We start from the raw sequence: 18,541 nt of genomic DNA on the forward strand, positions 1-18,541 counted from the left end.
GCGATCTCGCGCCTGTCTTGAAAAGCGCGACCAGCAGGCTACGCTTGTCGAATGGAGACAACCGGCCATTTTCTGTCGCCAACAAGACAGGCCGAAATCCTGCCTTTCGAGACGGCGCCGCGATCGGTCGTGGGATATGCCCGCGACTATCCGTCGGGGCTCTCGACAGGGTTCCACAGCCATCCGCGCGCCCAGTTGCTGCATGCGGTGTCGGGCCTGATGCGCGTCGAAACGCGGGGTTCGAGTTATCTCGTTCCGCCGACCACGGCATTGTTCCTGCCGACAGATGTACCGCACGCCGTCAGCATGGACGGCCCCGTCGCCATGCGCGAGCTTTTCCTCAGGGAAGACGCGGCAAGGCGGGTGGGAGACCAGCCGAAGGTCATAACCGTATCGGGCCTGCTGCGTGAGATTGTCATCGCTGTCTGCGCCGAGCCGATCGAATGGGAAACACAGGGCAGGGGTTATCATCTGGCGGAACTGATCCTCGACGAAATAGCCAGATCGACGCCGTTGCCGATGCGGTTGCCGCTGCCGCGCGATGCCCGTCTTCTTCGCGTGGTCTCGGGCCTTCGCGATCGTCCGGACGACAAAAGGAACCTGGAACAATGGGGCGAGGTGGCGAATGCATCCAGCCGCACCCTGGCCAGGTTGTTCCGCGTGGAAACCGGCCTCAGTTTTCGTCAATGGCGGCAGCAGACGCGTCTGACCGAGGCGCTGAGTGCCCTGACGATGGGCATGCAACCGACCAGGGCCGCCGCCATCGCCGGCTTCGATAGCGTTCCGGCCTTCGGATTGGCGTTCCGGCAATTTTTCGGAATGACACCCGGGCAAGCCCGGCGTTTGCGGGACGGTTGATCCCTCGAAACTAATCCGCCATCGCCACCAGCGCGTCGCGGTCGTAGCCGAGGCGGATGGTGGCGCCGACCGGAATGTCGTCGGCGCCGAAATCATTGGTCTCGGTCACCGACAGCGGCTTTTCCAGTCCGGGGATGTCGACGATCAGGTGGGTGATCTCGCCGAAATAGTGCCGCTCCACCACGCTGCCCGACACTTCGTATTTGGCGGTTGCCTGGTCCCACAGAACGCGCAGCCGTTCCGGCCGGATGCCGAGCGTGGCGGCGGCGCCGTTGCGCACGAAAGCCTTCGGCTTTTCGGTGGTGACGCGGCCGAAGCCCAGCGTGTCGACGGTGATGGAAGAGCCGTTTTCCTCGACGATCTCGGCCTTGACGAAATTCATGCCGCCAAGGAAGTCGGCGACCTGGCGGTTCACCGGCCGCTGGTAGATTTCCTTCGGCGAGGCGACCTGGGCGATGCGGCCGCCGAACATGACGGCAATGCGGTCCGACATGGCGAGCGCCTCGTACTGGTCGTGGGTGACCAGGATGAAGGTGATGCCGACTGCCTGCTGCAGCCGGCGCAGTTCCACCTGCATCTGTTCGCGCAGCTTCTTGTCGAGCGCCGACAGCGGCTCGTCGAGCAAGAGAACCTTGGGCCGCATCACCAGGGCGCGGGCGAGCGCCACGCGCTGGCGCTGGCCACCGGACAATTCATGCGCGCCGCGTTTGCCGAGGCCAGTCAGCGAGACCATGGCCAGTGCTTCGTCGACCCGCCGCTTCTCCTCGCCCTGGTCGAGCTTCAGCCGCTTCAGCCCGTAGCCGACATTCTGCTCGACATTGAGATGCGGGAAGATGGCGTAGCTCTGGAACACCATGTTGGTGGGGCGCCGGTTGGCCGGCACGCCGACCATCTCCTGGCCATCGACGACGATGGTGCCTGAGGTCGGGTTGTCGAAACCGGCGATCATTCTGAGCAGGGTGGTCTTGCCGCAGCCGGAAGGCCCGAGCAGGGAAAAGAACTCGCCCTCGCGAATGGTCACGGTGGCGTCGTCCAGAGCCTTGAAGGCCCCGTAGTTGCGGGTGACGCCCCTGATCTCGATCATCGGCCGCTCGGAGGCGCTGCGTTCGGATTGCGGCCGGTCAAGCATGCAGGAGACCCTCGGACTGGGTGCGCCGGGCGGCGCGGCGGCGCAGGATTTCGGCGATGGAAAGAAGCACGAAGGAACCGACCAGAAGCAGCGTGCCGAGCGCCAGCACGCCGGGCAGCTTGGCGGCGAAGCGCAACTGGCCCCAGATGTAGATCGGCAGCGTCGCGTCGGTTCCGGTGAGGAAGAAGGCGATGATGAACTCGTCGAGCGAAATGGTGAAGGAAACCAGCAGGCTGGAGATGATGGCCGGCGTCACCATCGGCAAGGTCACGCGCCGGAAGGTGCCGAAGGCGCTCTCGCCGAGATCGGCCGAGGCTTCCTCCAGGCTGCGGTCGAAGCCTTCGAAGCCGGATGTCAGCACGGTCATCGAATAGGGGATGCAGACCAGCACGTGGCCGAGCACGACGGTGAACAGCGACAGGCTGAGGCCGAGCTGCAGCATCACCAAAAGCATGGAGATGGCGACGATCACTTCGGGCAGCACCAGCGGCGCCATGATCAGGCCATGGATGGGCCGGCGGGCGGGGAAACGATAGCGGGTGATGGCGCGCGCGGCGAGGATGCCGAGAACGGTGGACAGCACCGCGGCCGAGACACCGACGATCAGGCTGTTCCAGGCCGCATCGATGAGGGCCGGCGTCTTCGGCAGATCGCGATACCATTGCAGCGTATAGCCGGAGAGCGGGAATTTGGGCGAGGCCGAGATGTTGATCGAGAAGATCGGCAGGAACAGCACCGGCAGGTACAGGAAGCCGACATAGAGCACGGCATAGGCCGTAAGCCAGGAGCTGCCGCTGGGCAGGAAGCGCTTGAGGGTACTCATCGCGCCAACCTCGCGGCGGTGCGGATCAGGAAGACGGCAGCGCCCGCCATCAGGCTGACCACGACCATGGTGGTGACGGAAAGCGCGGCGCCCAGCGGCCAGTTCGCCGCTTTGCCGAACTGCGCCTGGATGGCGTTGGCGATCATGACGCCGTCCTTGCCGCCGACCAGCTTCGGAGTGACGTAGTCGCCAACCGTCGGGATCATGACGATGAGCAGCGCCGAGATGACACCGGGCGCCGACAGCGGCAGCGTCACGCGCAGGAAGGAGCGCAGCGGCCCGTCGCCGAGATCCTTGGCCGCCTCGATCAGCGTGCGGTCGACTTTTTCGAGCGACACGAAGATGGGCAGGATGGCGAAGGCCGCCCAGGCGTGGGTCAGCGTGATGACGACGGCGCTGGTGTTGTAGAGCAGGGCGGTGGATGGCTCGCTGATCAGGCCGAGCCCCATCAGGCCGGAATTGAGGACGCCGTTGTAGCCGAGGATGACCTTCCACGACATCACCCGCAGCAGGTAGCTGGTCCAGAACGGGATGGTGATGAGGAACAGCCATAGGCCCTTGTGGCGGCCGCCGTGGAAGGAAATGAAATAGGCGATCGGATAGGCGAGCACGACGGTGAACAGCGACACCATCAATGAGACGTAGAGCGAGCGCCACAACAGGTCGAGATAGATCGGCTCGGTCAGCGCGATGCGGTAATTCTCGAGCGTGAAGGTGTGGTCGATGGTGAGGTAGTGCTGCGTCCAGAAGGAATGGGCGAACACCACCAGGATCGGCACAACCAGAAGGATGAGGGCGTAAAGAAAAGTCGGGCTGATCAGGGCAAGGCCCTGGGCGGATTCGGATTGCAGAAGCGTCTTTCGTCTGATGCCGCCCGCGACCAGCGGCGGCGACCCTTCCGCGGCTGCCGTCATTGCGGCGCTCCGGGCAGCGCTCCAAGCGCATATGCGGTCGCTGGCCTGGATTGTCCCGCCATGCTGCCTTCCCATCAAGCGCCGGCTTGTTCCCAATCTTCTGTTTCGAGCCGCTCCGTGCCTGCGTTTTCACGCACAGGAGCGAGCGGCTCTCGTCTTGCCGGCTTCCTTCATCATGAGCGCATCCACCGATTGAAATCAAGCGGTATTTCTGCGATATTGATTGAACGACCATTCAAAATCATGTGAAGAAATCCGGATTTTCCAATGGTTTGAGTGTCTTGTTGAGGCGAACGTCACTTTGAGGATCGAAAGCGAGGCGAAGATGGCTGCGGTGCGGCAAGCAAGAACGGGCGGAGGGGATGCCGAGGCCGGGCAGGATGCGGTGGAGACGGCGCGGCGCCATCTCGTGCAGCCGTGGCCGATGGCGGGTTCGGTCGGCGCCGAGGCGCGGGCGCTGATCGGCGAAGGCGACGGCATCTACATCACCGACGGCAACGGCAAGCGGCTGATCGACGGGCCGGCCGGCATGTGGTGCATCAATGTCGGCCATCGCCGCGAGGAACTGGCCAAGGTGATGTACGACCAGGCGATGCAGCTCTCCTACAACACGCCCTGGTACACGATGAACGCGCCTTCGGCCGAACTCGCGCGGCGTATCGCGGACCATGCGCCGGGCGATCTCAGCCACGTCTTCTACACCACCGGCGGCTCCTCGGCGGTGGAGACGGCGCTGCGCTTCATGCAGTTCTACAACAATGTGCGCGGCCGGCCGGAGAAGAAGCTCATCCTGTCGCGCGGCGGCGCCTATCACGGGTCGACCTACCTGGCGGCCTCGCTCAACGGCCGGCCGCGCGACCGCGACTGGATGGACGGCGCCGACGATCTGGTGGTGAAGCTGTCGTCGCCCGATCCGTTCCGCCGGCCGAAGGGCATGGATGTCGCGGCCTTCGCCGACATGCTGGTCGCGGAATTCCGCGACAGGATCGCGGAGATCGGCGCCGAAAGGATCGGCGCCTTTGTCGGCGAGCCGGTGCAGGCCTCGGGCGGCGTCATCCTGCCGCCGGACGGCTACCTGAAACGCATCCGCGCCATCTGCCGCGACAACGACATTCTCTTCATTTCCGACGAGGTGGTGACCGCCTTTGGCCGGCTCGGCCATGTCTTTGCCTCGGGTGAGGTGTTCGGCATCGACCCCGACATGATCACCTTCGCCAAGGGCGTCACCTCGGGTTATTTCCCGCTGGGCGGCGTCGTCATCTCGGAGCGTTTGCTGGAGGAATTGCGCCGCTCCAACCATCCCGACGCGATGTTCGCGCATGGGCTGACCTATACCAGTCACCCGGTCGGCTGCGCGGTGGCGCTCAAAAACCTCGACATATTGGAAGACGAGGTGCTGGCGCATGCGCGTGCGGTCGCGCCTTATTTCCAGGCGCGCCTGAAGACGCTGGAGGAACTGCCGCTGGTGGGCGAAGTGCGCGGCTTAGGGCTGATGGCCTGCGTGGAATGCGTGGCCGACCGCGAAAGCAAAAACCCGCTGCAGCTCGACCGGGCGGTCGGTGTGCGCATCGACGCGCATTGCCATGAGCTCGGCCTTCTGGTGCGGCCGCTGATCAATATGTGCGTGATGTCGCCGCCGCTCACCATCAGCCGCGAGCAGATCGACGACATGGTGGCGATTCTGCGCGAGGGCATTTCGCGGACGATGGAGGATCTGCGCCGGGAAGGGCTGTGGCAAGGCTGACGGGAGCTGTTGCGATCATCCTGGCGGATAAAAATGCTGGCTCCGGTTTCGGCATCCGACTATGCCTGATCGGGCGTCCGCGCGATCACGGCGCCGCCGACAAGGCGGCCCGTTTCGTCGCCGCGGAAACCCGTCTTAACCGCCAGCACAGGACATTCGCATGAAACTCGGCTTCATCGGCACAGGCGCGCTTACGGCCGCGATCGTCGCCGGGCTGAAATCGGTCGCCGACAATTCGGTGTCGGTCGTGCTGTCGCCGCGCAATGAGGAAATCGCGGCCGGGCTGGCGGCCCGCTATGCCGACGTGCGCATCGCGGCCGACAATCAGGCGGTGCTCGACGATTGCGATACCGTCATGCTGGCGGTGCGGCCGCAGATCGCGCATGAAGTGCTGCCGGCGCTGCGGTTTCGTTCCGACCATCGCGTCGTCAGCCTGATCGCGACGCTGTCGGTCGAAGAGGTGGCCGGCCTGATCGGGCCGGTGGCAACGGTGACGAAGGCGCTTCCGATGCCGATGATCGCGCACAGGCAAGGCGCGACCATCCTGTTTCCGCCGGATCCCGCCATGGCGGCTTTTTTCGGCCGGCTGGGCAAGGCGATCGAGGTTACCGACGCTGACGAGTTCAACGCGCTGAGCGTCGTCACCGCGACCTATGCCAGCTACTTCAAATATCTCGATACGATCCACAGCTGGCTGGAGGGCCATCAGGTGTCGGGCGAGAAGGCGCGCGATTATATCGCCACGCTGTTCAAGGCGCTGGCCAACGCGCCGGACAGGGCCCCGGACGCCGGTTTCATGCATCTGGCGCAGGAATACGCGACCCGCGGCGGCATCAACGAACAGGTCCTGCGCGAACTGACGGAGCGGGACATGTTCGGCGCCTTCGCGCAAAGCCTGGAAGGTATCTACCGGCGCATCTCAAAGTCATAAGCCGGCAAGCGAGGACGCGCCCGGCCGGTCAGGCCGCCGGTTCCTCGACGGTGGCACTCTTGTTGTGCCACAGCAGGATAAGCCCGGCGAAGACGATCAGGCTGGCGCCGGCGATGGTGGCAGGGCCGGGCACTTCGTGGAAGGCGAGATAGCCGATGAGCGCGGCGCCGACCAGTTCGAGATAGACCAATGGTGCCAGCACCGAGGTTTCGGCGAGGCGGAAGGCGATGATCAGCATCAGATGGCCAATCAGCGAGAAGATGCCGAGCCCGGCGAAGAAGACGAGATCGCCCCAGGCCGGCGTCGACCAGGTGAGCAGCGCCTGCGGCATCAACAGCACGGCGCCCAACGCGCATTGAAAGGCGAGCGTCTTGACCGGGTCGCTTTCCAGCGCCGCCTTGCGGGTGACGATCATGTAGCAGGCGAAGGCAAGGCCGGAAGCCAGCGCCAGCAGGATGCCGGGTTCCATCGTGCCAACGCCCGGCCGCAGGATGACCATGGCGCCGGCGAAACCGAGCGCCAGGCTGATGCCCTTGCGCGTCGTCATGCGTTCGCCCAGCACGACGACCGACAGCACCATGGCGACGACCGGGGCGACGAAATAGGCGCTGATGGCGGTAGCCAGCGGGATGTGGGAGATGGCGACGAAATATAGCGACATCGCCGTCACCAGAAGCACGGTGCGCAAGATATGCGCGCCGAGGCGCTCGGCCGGAAACAGATGCCGGCCATGGCGTGCGAAGGCATAAGGCAGGACGATGATCGAAGCCGCTGCATAACGCGCCCAGCCGATGAACAGCGGCGAATAGTCAGCGCTCAGATATTTCGCCAGCCCGTCGACGATCTGGATGGCGAACGCCACCGCGGCCATCAGGATGATGCCTCGGGTCTGCGGGGAAAGGCCGGTGGGTGCCGTCATGGCGGGCTTCTAGCGCGAAGCCCTGCTCCGATACAGCCAAACAGGTTGATCCAGTCGGTCGCGATTTGCGACAGCAGGTCGGGCGCCAAACTTCTCCCGCGAGGAGAGAAGATTGGCGCTTGATTTCACCACTGCGCCAGCCCCAGCAGCTTTTCGCCGAGCGGGGTCAGCTTTGCCGTGGCGGCGTTGTGCTTTTCCCAGTCGCGCGGATCGCCCGGGAAGGCGTCGCGTCGCGGATGGTCGAGTTCGCGCCACAAGCGGATGCGTTCCTGGCGCTCGGTTTCGTTGGTCCATTCGGCCGGGTGCATGGAGATGTATTGCGCCATGCGGACCCGGTTGTCGGAATGGTTGGGGCGCACGCCATGGGCCAACAGCGAGTTGAAGATCATCAAGTCACCGGCTTCCATCTCGATGTTGACGGTCGCCTGGCCGGTCATGTCGGGATGCATCGGGTCGCGGTCGGGCGCTTGCGTTTTCTCCCAGGCATCGAAACCGGAGAAGAGCGAAGGCACGCACTGGAAGCCGCCGACGTCGCCGTCCTGCTTCTGCAAGCTGAGCACGCCCTGCACGCCGATCGGCAGGGGACGGATCGAGGTATCGACATCCCAATGGATGAAGCCGTTGGGATTGCCCTTGACCTTCCTGGGCGGGTTGAGATTGGCGCGGTCGATCGTCACCCACAAATCCTCGCGGTCCCAGATGTCGACGAAGGCGTCGTAGATGCGCCGCTCCATGCGATTGTCCCAGAGATACTGGTGATTGTAGATTTCCAGCATGCCGGTGTTGTTGAGTTCCTTCATCTTGTGCTCGCGCCGCTGCGGCGCATACCAGGTGGAAGGATCTGCGGGGTCCTTCTCGTCGAAGCGCCAGAGCAGATCGACGAGGTTGTCGACATTCTCAGGTGGCACCGCCTGGCGCACGATGACATAGCCATTGCTGATCCAGTGCTGCCAGTCGTCCTCGGAGAGGACGCGCAGCGGCAGTGTCTTCCGGATGTCTCGCAATTGCGTCGTCATGCCAGTGGTGGGGTGGTGGTCTCTGACAGTCGCTGCTTGCATGATGATCTCCCTGGATGATGCCGCGCGACGCGGTGCATGCAGCCAAGAATAGGGACCGTGCGGCCACGATGTTGTCGCGCTTCGGCCAATTCTGGTACTATTGCAGCGTTTCTGGAATCAACGACGCCATATGAAGCCCTATCTTGAACGCGTGCCAGCCAGTCCGGATAGTTCCTGGAGTATGCTGAACCGGCGGCTCGACGACGGCATTCCGTTCCAGTGGCACCATCACCCCGAGCTCGAACTGACGCTGACGCTGAACTCGCGCGGCCACCGCTTCATCGGCGACCATGTCGGCAGTTTCGACGGCATCGACCTGGTGCTTGTCGGCCCCAACCTGCCCCACACATGGTCGTCGTCGGAGAGGCTCGATCCGGCCCTCCCGCATGTCGCGCTGGTTATCTGGTTCCGGCAGGAGTGGATTGAGACGATCACCCGTTCGTCGGTGGAATTCGGCGCGGTGGCGGCGCTCGTCGCCAGGGCCGGCGCCGGCTTGCGCTTTTCGACAGCCGCCGCGATGGCGCTGGCCGACGATTTCGGCCGGCTGTTCGATCTGCCGGCGCCGCAACGGCTGCTGGCCATGCTGGGCATCCTCGGCCAACTGGCGGAAGACGCGGATGCCGTCGCGTTGTCCAGCGAAGCCTTCGCGCCCGTGGAACGGGATGCGGGCGCGGAACGCATCGACCGTGTGTTGACCCATATTCACCAGTTCTATGCCGAGGAAATCCGGCTGGACGATCTTGCCGATGTCGCCGCCCTCAGCGTGTCGGGAACCCACCGGCTGTTCAGCCGGCACATGCGTACGACGATTTCGGAATACATCATCCGCCTGCGCATCGGCGATGCCTGCGCGCGGCTGTCGGCAACCGGCCAGCCGATCCAGCATATCGCGAGTGCGGTCGGCTATGGCTCGCTCGCCAACTTCAACCGCCAGTTCCGGCGGCTGCGGGGCATGTCTCCGCGGGACTACCGGGCGCGGTTCCGGCTTTAGCGGCCGTCACGCGGGAGCCGGCCGGGCAGAGCGCCTCAGTGCACCGTCGTGCCCACATGCCTGAGCTTATCAGGGTTCCTGACGACGTAGATCGCGTGGATGCAGCCGTCGTCGATTTCCAGTGCAGTGGTCTGGAGGATGTTGCCGCGCTCGATGGTGACGAAGCCCGGTAGGCCGTTGATCACACCATAACGAAGCAGGCGCGACGGTTCCTCGGCAAAAACAGGCGCGAACCGCGCGAAGAAATGCAGGACGTTGTCGAGGCCGGTGAGCGGTTTCTTGCCGGCCGGCGCCTTGCCGCCGCCATCGGCGTATAGCGTCACATCCGCCGCGAGCAAGGTGCGCAGCCTCTCCATTTCGCCATCTCGGGATGCGGCGAGGAAAGCTCGCGCGATCTCGAAGCCATGTTGCTTCGGCACGAGGTAGCGCGGGCGGTCGGCGCGAACATGGATGCGCGCCCGGCGCGCCAGCTGGCGACAAGCCGTGGGCTCGCGGCCGATCGTCGCCGCGACCTCCTCATAGCCGAGGCCGAACACATCGTGCAGCAGGAAGGCTGCACGCTCGAGCGGCGACAGCCGCTCCAACGCCATCAAAAGCGGCAAGGTGACGGTGTCGACCTCCTGGTCGACCTCCTCCACCACCGGTTCCGGCAGCCAGGGACCGACATAGGTCTCGCGCCGGCGCCGGATGGCCTTGAGCCGGTCCAGGCACAGACGCATGACGACCCGACGCAGGAAGGCCTCAGGTTCGTTAACTTCCCGGCGTTCGGTGCCCAGCCAGCGCACGAATGCATCCTGGACGGCGTCTTCGGCATCGGCGACGGAACCCAACATGCGGTAGGCGACACGAAAGAGAACCGGCCGCAGCGGATCGAAGATGGCGGTGGCGTCCTTGTCCATGCCGGTATCGTCAGGCAGCCTTTTTCGCTTCGGCCGGGTGAACGCGGCGGAAGCCGATGTTGATGCGGTTCCACGCGTTGGTCAACGCAATCAGCAGCGACAGTTTCACCTGCTCGGCCTCGTTGAACTGTGCTTGCAGGGTTTTGTAGGCGTCGTTCGGCGCATGGGTCTGGGACACAAGTGTCAGGGCTTCGGTCCATTCCAGCGCTGCCCGCTCGCGGGCGGAATAGAGCGTGGATTCGCGCCAGGCACTCAGAAGATGAAGGCGGTCCTCCGATTCACCCTGTTTGCGCGCGTCTTCAACGTGATGGTGGATGCAGAAGGTGCAGCCATTGATCTGTGCCGCCCGCGTCATCACCAGTTCCTTCAGCAAGGGTTCCAGCTCGTCATCCTGGATGGTTTTGCCAATCTCGATCCAGGGCTTCATAGCCGCGGGGTTGGCGGTAAAGGGGTTCGGCCTTTGTGCCATAGTCGTCTCCTGTCGCAATCGTACAGACATGACGACCGGCTGCCGCGTTTTGTGACATGCGGCGTGACCTTTTTCGCCCAAGGGACGCTTATCGACGACAGGCCGCGGCACTGGAAGATGGCACGGCCGGGCGGCTATGCCTGGCTGAGCAGCGCGTCGTTGAGGGCTGCCATGTCCTTCTCGTCCGGCTGGATTTTCAGGGACAGCACCGGCAGGCGCGCCCGCATATGGTCGTGATGGGTGCGCACGCCATATTCGAGGTCGGACAGGTAGAAGCCGGCGAAGGCTTCCGACTGCATGGATTCGTTCGACCAGACGGAAAGCTGCACGTCCTCGGCCATGGTGTCGCGGTCGATGCGGAAGGCGAGATAACGCGCCGCCGCCTGTTCGCGGCTTTCCTCGGCGTGGCGGTAGATGGCGCCGCGCAGCAGGGTCTCGCCGGTCGAGAGCGGGAACTCCTGGTAGAACTGCACGGATTCCGGCGTCACCGCGATCACCGCATTGGGGAAGATGCCGTAATAGATCCAGGCCTTCTTCAGCATGTCGGGCAGATGCGCCGGCTCGGGTGCGATGGCGACGTAGTTCTTCACGCTCCAGCGGCGGCCGGCATGCGGATTGTAGGTGGCGAAGGAGCGCGAGACGCCATTGACGAAGGGTTCGTCGTAGTAGGTCGAGCCGTAGAGGTCCTGCAGCGCCGGATGCGCCATGGCGACGTGATAGCCTTCATTGTCGACGTCGCGTACCGACTTCCAGTTGACCGGGCTTTTCTGGGTCCAGATGCCCCAGGACGGCACCATGTCGGCAGCACAATAGGGCGCGATCTCGGCCTCGATCGGCTTCAAGAGTTCCGCCACCGAAGGCTGCGGTCCACCGTCGCGGAAGCGGATGAAGATAAAACCCATCCAGATTTCGAGGTCGAGCGGCCTCAGCCCGAACTCGGTCTTGTCGAGTTCGGGGAAGGAGCGCGGGCGGGCGGCGCCGCGCAGGGTGCCGTCGAGATTGTAGACCCAGCCATGGAAAGGGCAGACCAGCGCGTTGGCGCAATGGCCCTGGCTGTCGGCCACCACGCGGCTGCCGCGATGCCGGCACAGATTGTGGAAACCGCGCACGACGCCGTCCTTGCCGCGCACGATGAGCGCGCGCTCGCCGATGACATCCATGGTCAGATAGTCGCCGGGGTTTGGCATGTCGGAGACATGGCCGGCGATCTGCCAGTGGGTGCGGAACAGATGCTGCTTTTCCAGTTCCAGAAACGCATCCGAGTGATAGCTCCAGCCGGGCAGGCCCTTGCGATCCCAGTCATTGGGGACGGCTACGTCGCGGATATGCGGGTTCATGGAGAGAGCTTTCTTATTGAATATTCATTCAATAAAAGCATATTTTACATTGAAATGCAATGAGTTGTGAGATTTCGAATTCAAGTCACGTGAAATGTGAATGGCGGCCGACGGGAATTTTTCCCGTCTTTCCCGGCACTTAATCGCCATCCGGCGCGCGTGGATTTTTGTTGGAACGGCGACGGGAAAAGGCCGACATGACGCGCCTTCCGCGCCCGCCATCCCGGGCGCGTGCGACCGCGCGGCGCGCCCATGCCGAAGCCAGCCGACCGCCAAAGGCCGCCGGCCTCCAAAGTGCGTCGAAGGCGAACGGATGCAGCGTTGCGGAGATTATCCGGCCTTGGCGGGAACCTTCGGCTTAGCGGCCTTCTTGGGTGCCGGCTTGGCGGCCTTGACCGCTGCCGCCGGCGCCTTTGCCACCTTGGCTGGGGCAGCCTTCGCAAGCGCGGCGGGCGCCTTTGCAGCCTTGGCCGCTGTGGCCTTGGCAGGAGCCTTCGCCGGTTTCGCGGCAGCCGCCTTGGCGGGTTTCGCGCTGGCGGCGCGCTTCCCGGGCTTCTTGTCTTCCGCCTCGATTTCACCCGCGGCCTGATGCCAATGCCGCTCGTCGGCGCCGTGCGGCCTGCCTTCGCGTTCCCAGATCGCATGGGCTCGTTGCCGGATGCGTTCTTGTCTTTCATCTGCCATTAGGAAGTCTCCCGAGCTCGATCGACGCCCGCGCGACATGGCCGGAAACCATGCGCAGCCGCAGGTTGAACGCCGTCATATTCACGCAAGGCGATGATCGTGGCAAGCCCGGCGCGAAACCGGGAAATGACGGGTGGGAGGCACCTGATTGGTGATCCCGACAGGAATCGAACCTGTGACCTACAGATTAGGAATCTGCCGCTCTATCCTACTGAGCTACGGGACCACGCGGGCGAACACATAGCCGTTTCAGGCCGCTTCGCCAAGGGCCGAGCGAAGGGAACGCCCGTGCCGCCTTGAAGCAGGGGAAGAGATGCTGCAACGCTGGGAGTTGCGGCACCATCGATGACGGCGAGACAATCGCCGTGTTGTCTGCCCCTCTCCGCCATTTCTTGGGGTGAAGAACGGCGCCAAGCTCAGGCGGCGAGTGCCGTCTCGGCTAGTTTCACCCAATAGCTGACGCCATGTGGGATGACTTCGTCATTGAAGTCGTAGGCCGGGTGGTGCAGGCCGGCGCTGTCGCCATTGCCGATGAAGATGAAGGCGCCGGGACGGGCCTCGAGCATGTAGGAAAAATCCTCGCCGCCCATCACCGGCGGGATCGCGCGCAGCACCTTGGCGTCGCCGGCGACCTTGGCCGCGACATCGCCGGAGAAGACGGCTTCCTCAGGATGGTTGAAGGTGACGGGATAATTCGCCTCGTAGTCGACCTCGATGACCGCGCCATGGGCGGCGGCGAGGCCGGCGCTGATCTGGCGCATGCGTTCCTCGGCTTTCCTGGCCACCTCCGTCTTCAGCGAGCGGATGGTACCGGCGATCTCGGCGGTCTCGGGAATAACGTTATAGGCGTCGCCGGCATGGAATTTGGTGACCGAAACGACGACCGATTCGACCGGGTCGGTGCTGCGCGAGGCAATGGTCTGCAGCGCGCCGACCAGCTGGCTGGCGATGACGACGGGGTCGATGGTGCCGTGCGGCATCGCGGCATGGCCACCGCGACCCTTGACGGTGATGGTGAACTCGGCGGTCGCCGCCATGATCGGACCCGGACGGATGGCGAACTGGCCGACGGGAAGGCCTGGCATGTTATGCATGCCGAACACCCGGGCGATGCCGAAGCGGTCCATCATGCCTTCCTTGACCATCTCGTTGCCGCCGCCGCCGCCTTCCTCGGCCGGCTGGAAGATGACGGCGACGGAGCCGGCGAAATTGCGCGTCTCGGCGAGATATTTCGCCGCGCCCAACAGCATGGCGGTATGGCCGTCATGGCCGCAGGCGTGCATCTTGCCCTGCGTTTGCGAGGCGTAGGGCTTGCCGGTGATCTCGGTGATGGGCAGCGCGTCCATGTCGGCGCGCAGGCCGACCGTCGAGCCGTTGCCCTTCGCGCCGCGGATGACGCCGACCACGCCGGTCTTGCCGATGCCGGTCACCACCTCGTCGCAGCCGAATTCCTTCAGCTTTTCAGTGACGAAGGCGGCGGTCTCGAACACATCGAAATTCAGCTCCGGCCGCTGGTGGATGTGACGTCGCCAGCCGGCGATCTCTTCCTGCAGTTCGGCGGCGCGGTTCAAAATGGGCATAGGTCACAAACTCGCTGTTGGTCGGCTTGGCCGGCTTGGTCTCAATTGTGATCAGCCAACGCTTTGCCTTGCTCCCGTCACATAGGCTAAATAGCGCAACGTCACCATGCGCAAGAGGGCGGGTGGCGAGATTGGCGATCCCGTGGGACAAATCTTACGGAGGCCAGGGTGACTGCGGCAAGAGCGATTTCGGAATTGATGATGAGGCCAGGGTATTTGCTGAAATTTCTTGTGGCCGGCGCGGCCGCCTTGCCGATGTTCGCCGCCCAACCGGCCGCGGCCAATCCGGTCGTTTTGTTCGATCTCGACAATGGTCGCGTGCTTGAGCATCAGGACGCCTTCAAGCGCTGGTATCCGGCCTCGCTGACCAAGCTGATGACCGCCTATGTCGCCTTCAGGGCGGTTGCGGCTGGCGAGGTGGCGCTGAATTCGCCCATCCGCATGAGCAAGCTGGCGGTCAAGCAGCCGCCGAGCAAGATGGGCCTGAAGCCCGGTTCGGTGCTCAGGCTGGACAGCGCCATCAAGATCATGGTCACCAAGTCGGCCAACGACGTCGCCATGGCGATCGGCGAGAATGTCGGCGGCTCGCAGGAAGCCTTCGCCGAGCGCATGAACGCGGAAGCGGCGCGGCTTGGCATGACCGGGACGCATTTCGTCAACCCCAACGGCCTGTTCGAGCCCGACCAGTACACCACGGCGCGCGACATGAGCCTGCTGGTGACGGCGCTGCGTCGCGATTTTCCGCAATACACGGGCTGGTTTTCCATCGAAGGCCTGGCCTTTGGCAAGAAGAAGATCCCCAACTACAATCTGCTGGTGGGCCGTTATCCCGGCGCCGACGGCATGAAGACGGGCTTCGTCTGCCCGGCCGGCTTCAACATGATCGGCACGGCCACCCGCAATGGCCGCACGCTTGTGGCCGTGGTGCTGGGCGAAAAGTCGGCCATCGCGCGCGCTGATGCTGCTGCCGCGCTACTCAACCAGGGCTTCGACATGCCGGCCGCAAGCGCGACTAGCCTTGCCGGCCTGAAACCCTATGGCGATACGCTGACCCCGACCGACATGCAGGAAGAAGTCTGCAAGAAGCAGCCGAAGGAAGCGCAGTCGGAAGAAGCGGCACCCGCGCCGGTCAGTGCGCCGAAATCGCCCTGGCGCGAGAAAATCGTCAATCCGAAGTTGGTGACGGTCGGCCTGGGCGGCGCCACCGGCCCGGTGCCGAAGGCCATGCAGGGACGCGTCGAGGTTGCCGATACGGCCACCGGCGGCAAGCCGGCCAATGTGCCGGTGCCGGCTTGGCGGCCGGACCGGCCGGAGCCGGTCATGGTGATGCCATTGGCGGTGCAGGGCGACCAGCCGGCGAAATCGGCCAACTGACGACAGGGGTATCTGCACGATGGCTGCCGTCTTCCCCATTCCGGTCACCGTGCTGACCGGCTTCCTCGGCGCCGGCAAGACGACGCTGCTCAACCGGCTCCTGAAAGATCCGGCGCTGACCGACACCGCCGTCATCATCAACGAATATGGCGACGTGGCGATCGACCATCTTCTGGTCGAACAGGCCTCGGATGGCATCATCCAGCTTTCCGACGGTTGCCTGTGCTGCACGGTGCGCGGCGAACTGGTCGACACACTGGCCGATCTCGTCGACCGGTTGCAGACCGGCCGCATCGCCACCCTGGCGCGGGTGGTCATCGAAACCACCGGCCTGGCCGACCCGGCCCCGGTGCTGCAGTCGATCATGGCGCACCCGGCGCTGGTGCAGGCCTTCCGCCTCGACGGCGTGGTCACGCTGGTCGATGCGGTCAATGCGGAAGCGACGCTCGACAGCCATGTCGAGGCGGTGAAGCAGGTTGCGATGGCAGATCGTTTGGTGCTCAGCAAGACCGATCTCGCGGCAGCCGGACAGGTCGCGTCGCTGACCGCGCGGCTGAAGGCGATCAATCCCGGTGCGCGGCTTTTGGATGCCGGCGAGGCGAATGCCACGGCGCTGCTCGACAGCGGACTCTACAACCCGGCCACCAAAAGCGCCGACGTGCGGCGCTGGCTGGGCGAGGCGGCCGACGAGGAACACCACCATCACGATCATGATCACGACCATCACCACGATCATGATCATGATCATGACGGGCATGGTCACGCACACCGCCACGATGCGCGCGTGAAAACCTTTTCGCTGGTACATGACGGGCCGGTCGCCTTCTCGGCGATCGACATGTTCTTCGACCTGTTGCGCTCGACCCATGGCGACAAGCTCTTGCGCATGAAGGGGGTCATCGAGCTGAAGGAAGACCCCACGCGCCCGCTGGTGGTGCATGGGGTGCAGAAGCTGCTGCATCCGCCGGTGCGCCTGCCGGCCTGGCCGGACGCGCAACGCGGCACCCGGCTGGTGCTGATCACGCTCGATATGCCGGAAGATTATGTGCGGCGGCTGTTTTCGGCGCTCACCGATCGTCCGGCCATCGATACGCCCGACCGCGCAGCACTCGAGAACAACCCGCTGGCCATCGCCGGGCGGTAGAGGGCGCCTCTAACTTGCGGTGCTCCCAATCAAAACTAGAGCGTCCTTTGCGCGTCCAAAAGGACGCGCGGCGCTCTAGGCGCCGCGTTCCACCAAAAAACGGTGGCCGCCTGTCATGGCGGCGGTCTCGACCAGCCGGTGGCCGCTGTCGGCGCAGAAGGCCGGAATGTCGATGACGGCGAGCGGGTCGGTGGTTTCCAGCCAAAGCTGGCCGCCGGGTTTCATGCCGGCCAGGCGCTTGCGCGCCTTCAGCACCGGCAGCGGGCAGTTCAGCCCCTTCAGATCATAGACGGCGGGTGCCTTGGTCACGGTGCGGGCTCGGCGGGAACGATGGTGGCGGTGTCCGGCGGTCAGCCGCCGAACATGCCGAAGAGCTTCTTCTTGATCTGCGACAGGCGGCTGCCGTCGCCATTGTCGGCGGTCTGCGCGTCGGTGGCCGGAGCGGTGGCGTCCGCCGCCACGGTCGCGGTGGTCTCGACCGGCTGAGCAGCCTTGTTCTTGGCGGCTTCCTTGGCGGCCAGAGCCTCGGCCTTGGCGCGTTCCTTCTCGGCCTTGGCAGCGGCAATCATCGCCAGTTTCTGTTCCTCGGCCCGCTTCTTGGCGGCCTTCTCGGCGTCGAGCGCCGCCATCTTGCGGCCAAGCGGCGAATCGATGCGGCCCATCCGTTCGGTGTTTTCGGTGACCGTTCCGTCATGGTTCATCGACGGCGGCTCGATGGTGACACGTTCGCCGCGGGCGCGGCGCTTCGACCAGTCGGAGACGACGCTGGCTTCCTTGACGCCGGCGATGGAAGCCTTGGGCGCCGGCGTGGACGTGTTGATGGCGCTGGCGAAGGCGGCGTCATAGGTCTTCTGATAGGCGCCGTAGGCCACCTTCAGCGGGTCCGGCGTGGTGCTCATCGGGCAGGCGCCGGTCGGGTTGAAGCTCTGCCCGTCGGGCGCGACCTGATTGAAAACGTAGCGCTTCTCGCAGACGTCGACCTTCGGCGGCACCTTGGTGATCTCGAAATTGTCGTAACCGACCTTCAGCATCTTCCAGAAGTCGTAGTTCGGGTCGTTGCGGTAGCGCGCCATGTTGGCGGCGGTCATGCGGAAGGGGAAGGCCTGGATCTGGAACTCGGTCTGGCCGCCCTTGAAGGCGTCGCGCGCGAAGGCGTAGATTTCCTCGATCTGCGGGTCGTTCATCGAATAGCAGCCCGACGACGAGCAGGCGCCGTGCACCATCAGGTTCGAGCCGGTGCGGCCGTTGGCGCGGTCATAGGCGTTGGGGTAGCCGATGTTGAACGACAGGTGGTATCCCGACTTCGGGTTCATCTGCCCGGGGCGCACCGTGTAGAAACCTTCCGGCGCCTGGCGGTCGCCCTCGGTGTATTTCGGACCGAGCTTTCCGGAATAGCGGCAGATCGGATAGGTGGCGATCACCTCGTAGCGGCCATTGGTCTTCTGCTTCCAGACCTCGACGACGTTCTCTTCCTTGAAGATGCGGCCGACGATCGGGGCATTGCGGTTCATGCCCTTGGCGCGCATCTCGGCCAGGACCTTTTCCGGCAGCTGCTTGTTGGCGCCTTCCGGGACGAAGTCGGTCATCGATTTCTGGTTACAGCCGGCGACGCCGAGAACGGCGATCAGGAAACCGGTGCGTGCGAGTTTCGCGAACATGGATGCGCTGTCGTCTTCCGTTTATGCGC

18 protein-coding genes and 1 tRNA gene are annotated in these 18,541 nt (G+C 64.3%); 6 read left to right on the forward strand and 13 right to left on the reverse strand.

Features of this window, described 5'->3' with window-relative positions; all coding sequences use genetic code 11:
• The first annotated feature begins 51 nt into the window (after window positions 1–51).
• Window positions 52–858: an AraC family transcriptional regulator gene (locus FZF13_RS12220; protein WP_024922870.1), complete on the forward strand. Its 807-nt coding sequence runs from the start codon at window positions 52–54 to the stop codon at window positions 856–858.
• 10 nt (window positions 859–868) lie between these two features.
• Here the strand turns inward: FZF13_RS12220 and FZF13_RS12225 are convergent, their stop codons facing one another.
• The 3 genes from FZF13_RS12225 to FZF13_RS12235 are packed head-to-tail and all read right to left on the reverse strand — an operon-like array spanning window position 869 to window position 3,724.
• Window positions 869–1,942: an ABC transporter ATP-binding protein gene (locus tag FZF13_RS12225; protein ID WP_024922869.1), complete on the reverse strand. Its 1,074-nt coding sequence runs from the start codon at window positions 1,940–1,942 to the stop codon at window positions 869–871.
• Window positions 1,943–1,979: 37 nt separating this feature from the next.
• Complete coding sequence (locus tag FZF13_RS12230) at window positions 1,980–2,810, reverse strand: ABC transporter permease (protein WP_024922868.1); 831 nt, start codon at window positions 2,808–2,810, stop codon at window positions 1,980–1,982.
• Window positions 2,807–3,724 carry an ABC transporter permease gene (locus FZF13_RS12235; RefSeq protein WP_024922867.1) on the reverse strand — a complete coding sequence of 306 codons (918 nt, stop codon included), beginning with the start codon at window positions 3,722–3,724 and terminating at the stop codon, window positions 2,807–2,809. The genes FZF13_RS12230 and FZF13_RS12235 overlap by 4 nt, the downstream gene beginning before the upstream one ends.
• Before the next feature lie 325 nt (window positions 3,725–4,049).
• Between FZF13_RS12235 and FZF13_RS12240 the strand changes: the two genes are divergently transcribed.
• Both FZF13_RS12240 and FZF13_RS12245 read left to right on the forward strand, forming a co-directional pair.
• Window positions 4,050–5,468, forward strand: a complete 1,419-nt coding sequence (locus FZF13_RS12240; protein ID WP_024922866.1) for an aminotransferase — start codon at window positions 4,050–4,052, stop codon at window positions 5,466–5,468.
• 160 nt (window positions 5,469–5,628) lie between these two features.
• The gene (locus tag FZF13_RS12245) at window positions 5,629–6,399 is read left to right on the forward strand and encodes a pyrroline-5-carboxylate reductase (RefSeq protein WP_024922865.1); all 771 of its coding nucleotides are present in this window, start codon (window positions 5,629–5,631) and stop codon (window positions 6,397–6,399) included.
• A 28-nt stretch (window positions 6,400–6,427) separates the two neighbouring features.
• Here FZF13_RS12245 and FZF13_RS12250 read toward each other — a convergent pair whose 3' ends face one another.
• Together FZF13_RS12250 and FZF13_RS12255 are read right to left on the reverse strand one after the other, a co-directional pair.
• Window positions 6,428–7,318, reverse strand: coding sequence for a DMT family transporter (locus FZF13_RS12250; RefSeq protein ID WP_024922864.1), 891 nt, complete (start codon window positions 7,316–7,318; stop codon window positions 6,428–6,430).
• A gap of 125 nt (window positions 7,319–7,443) precedes the next feature.
• The gene (locus FZF13_RS12255) at window positions 7,444–8,376 is read right to left on the reverse strand and encodes a phytanoyl-CoA dioxygenase family protein (protein ID WP_024922863.1); all 933 of its coding nucleotides are present in this window, start codon (window positions 8,374–8,376) and stop codon (window positions 7,444–7,446) included.
• A 130-nt stretch (window positions 8,377–8,506) separates the two neighbouring features.
• Here FZF13_RS12255 and FZF13_RS12260 point away from each other — a divergent pair, with 130 nt between their 5' ends.
• The gene (locus tag FZF13_RS12260; RefSeq protein WP_024922862.1) at window positions 8,507–9,367 is read left to right on the forward strand and encodes a helix-turn-helix domain-containing protein; all 861 of its coding nucleotides are present in this window, start codon (window positions 8,507–8,509) and stop codon (window positions 9,365–9,367) included.
• Window positions 9,368–9,402: 35 nt separating this feature from the next.
• On the opposite strand, the gene FZF13_RS12265 is transcribed toward FZF13_RS12260, so the two are convergent.
• The 6 genes from FZF13_RS12265 to FZF13_RS12290 form a co-directional block, all read right to left on the reverse strand.
• Window positions 9,403–10,266, reverse strand: a complete 864-nt coding sequence (locus tag FZF13_RS12265; protein WP_024922861.1) for a sigma-70 family RNA polymerase sigma factor — start codon at window positions 10,264–10,266, stop codon at window positions 9,403–9,405.
• Between the two features lie 10 nt (window positions 10,267–10,276).
• Window positions 10,277–10,735: a carboxymuconolactone decarboxylase family protein gene (locus FZF13_RS12270; RefSeq protein ID WP_024922860.1), complete on the reverse strand. Its 459-nt coding sequence runs from the start codon at window positions 10,733–10,735 to the stop codon at window positions 10,277–10,279.
• Window positions 10,736–10,869: 134 nt separating this feature from the next.
• On the reverse strand, window positions 10,870–12,072 hold the full coding sequence (locus tag FZF13_RS12275; protein WP_024922859.1) for an aromatic ring-hydroxylating oxygenase subunit alpha: 1,203 nt from the start codon (window positions 12,070–12,072) through the stop codon (window positions 10,870–10,872).
• A gap of 330 nt (window positions 12,073–12,402) precedes the next feature.
• Window positions 12,403–12,756, reverse strand: a complete 354-nt coding sequence (locus tag FZF13_RS12280) for a DUF2934 domain-containing protein (RefSeq protein WP_024922858.1) — start codon at window positions 12,754–12,756, stop codon at window positions 12,403–12,405.
• Between the two features lie 149 nt (window positions 12,757–12,905).
• Window positions 12,906–12,982: transfer RNA gene (locus FZF13_RS12285), tRNA-Arg, on the reverse strand.
• 190 nt (window positions 12,983–13,172) lie between these two features.
• Complete coding sequence (locus FZF13_RS12290) at window positions 13,173–14,336, reverse strand: M20 aminoacylase family protein (protein ID WP_024922857.1); 1,164 nt, start codon at window positions 14,334–14,336, stop codon at window positions 13,173–13,175.
• A 201-nt stretch (window positions 14,337–14,537) separates the two neighbouring features.
• On the opposite strand from FZF13_RS12290, the gene FZF13_RS12295 reads away from it, so the two are divergent.
• Both FZF13_RS12295 and FZF13_RS12300 read left to right on the forward strand, forming a co-directional pair.
• On the forward strand, window positions 14,538–15,710 hold the full coding sequence (locus tag FZF13_RS12295; protein WP_024922856.1) for a D-alanyl-D-alanine carboxypeptidase family protein: 1,173 nt from the start codon (window positions 14,538–14,540) through the stop codon (window positions 15,708–15,710).
• Between the two features lie 19 nt (window positions 15,711–15,729).
• Entirely contained in the window at window positions 15,730–16,854 is a 1,125-nt protein-coding gene (locus FZF13_RS12300; RefSeq protein WP_024922855.1) for a CobW family GTP-binding protein, read from the forward strand.
• Between the two features lie 75 nt (window positions 16,855–16,929).
• Here the strand turns inward: FZF13_RS12300 and FZF13_RS12305 are convergent, their stop codons facing one another.
• Together FZF13_RS12305 and FZF13_RS12310 are read right to left on the reverse strand one after the other, a co-directional pair.
• The gene (locus FZF13_RS12305) at window positions 16,930–17,163 is read right to left on the reverse strand and encodes a sulfurtransferase TusA family protein (RefSeq protein WP_024922854.1); all 234 of its coding nucleotides are present in this window, start codon (window positions 17,161–17,163) and stop codon (window positions 16,930–16,932) included.
• Window positions 17,164–17,204: 41 nt separating this feature from the next.
• Window positions 17,205–18,512, reverse strand: a complete 1,308-nt coding sequence (locus tag FZF13_RS12310; RefSeq protein WP_024922853.1) for a L,D-transpeptidase family protein — start codon at window positions 18,510–18,512, stop codon at window positions 17,205–17,207.
• Window positions 18,513–18,541: the final 29 nt, after the last annotated feature.

Source organism: Mesorhizobium terrae (genome assembly GCF_008727715.1).
Taxonomy (GTDB): Bacteria; Pseudomonadota; Alphaproteobacteria; order Rhizobiales; family Rhizobiaceae; genus Mesorhizobium; species Mesorhizobium terrae.

Excerpts from the sequence above, each read along its gene's own strand:
- FZF13_RS12280 (WP_024922858.1), bottom strand. The coding sequence starts at position 12,756 with ATGGCAGATGAAAGACAAGAACGCATCCGGCAACGAGCCCATGCGATC.
- FZF13_RS12225 (WP_024922869.1), bottom strand. The coding sequence starts at position 1,942 with ATGATCGAGATCAGGGGCGTCACCCGCAACTACGGGGCCTTCAAGGCT.
- FZF13_RS12245 (WP_024922865.1), top strand. The coding sequence starts at position 5,629 with ATGAAACTCGGCTTCATCGGCACAGGCGCGCTTACGGCCGCGATCGTC.
- FZF13_RS12255 (WP_024922863.1), bottom strand. The coding sequence starts at position 8,376 with ATGCAAGCAGCGACTGTCAGAGACCACCACCCCACCACTGGCATGACG.
- FZF13_RS12235 (WP_024922867.1), bottom strand. The coding sequence starts at position 3,724 with ATGACGGCAGCCGCGGAAGGGTCGCCGCCGCTGGTCGCGGGCGGCATC.
- FZF13_RS12230 (WP_024922868.1), bottom strand. The coding sequence starts at position 2,810 with ATGAGTACCCTCAAGCGCTTCCTGCCCAGCGGCAGCTCCTGGCTTACG.
- FZF13_RS12310 (WP_024922853.1), bottom strand. The coding sequence starts at position 18,512 with ATGTTCGCGAAACTCGCACGCACCGGTTTCCTGATCGCCGTTCTCGGC.
- FZF13_RS12290 (WP_024922857.1), bottom strand. The coding sequence starts at position 14,336 with ATGCCCATTTTGAACCGCGCCGCCGAACTGCAGGAAGAGATCGCCGGC.
- FZF13_RS12240 (WP_024922866.1), top strand. The coding sequence starts at position 4,050 with ATGGCTGCGGTGCGGCAAGCAAGAACGGGCGGAGGGGATGCCGAGGCC.
- FZF13_RS12220 (WP_024922870.1), top strand. The coding sequence starts at position 52 with ATGGAGACAACCGGCCATTTTCTGTCGCCAACAAGACAGGCCGAAATC.
- FZF13_RS12300 (WP_024922855.1), top strand. The coding sequence starts at position 15,730 with ATGGCTGCCGTCTTCCCCATTCCGGTCACCGTGCTGACCGGCTTCCTC.
- FZF13_RS12250 (WP_024922864.1), bottom strand. The coding sequence starts at position 7,318 with ATGACGGCACCCACCGGCCTTTCCCCGCAGACCCGAGGCATCATCCTG.
- FZF13_RS12295 (WP_024922856.1), top strand. The coding sequence starts at position 14,538 with ATGAGGCCAGGGTATTTGCTGAAATTTCTTGTGGCCGGCGCGGCCGCC.
- FZF13_RS12275 (WP_024922859.1), bottom strand. The coding sequence starts at position 12,072 with ATGAACCCGCATATCCGCGACGTAGCCGTCCCCAATGACTGGGATCGC.
- FZF13_RS12260 (WP_024922862.1), top strand. The coding sequence starts at position 8,507 with ATGAAGCCCTATCTTGAACGCGTGCCAGCCAGTCCGGATAGTTCCTGG.
- FZF13_RS12265 (WP_024922861.1), bottom strand. The coding sequence starts at position 10,266 with ATGGACAAGGACGCCACCGCCATCTTCGATCCGCTGCGGCCGGTTCTC.
- FZF13_RS12270 (WP_024922860.1), bottom strand. The coding sequence starts at position 10,735 with ATGGCACAAAGGCCGAACCCCTTTACCGCCAACCCCGCGGCTATGAAG.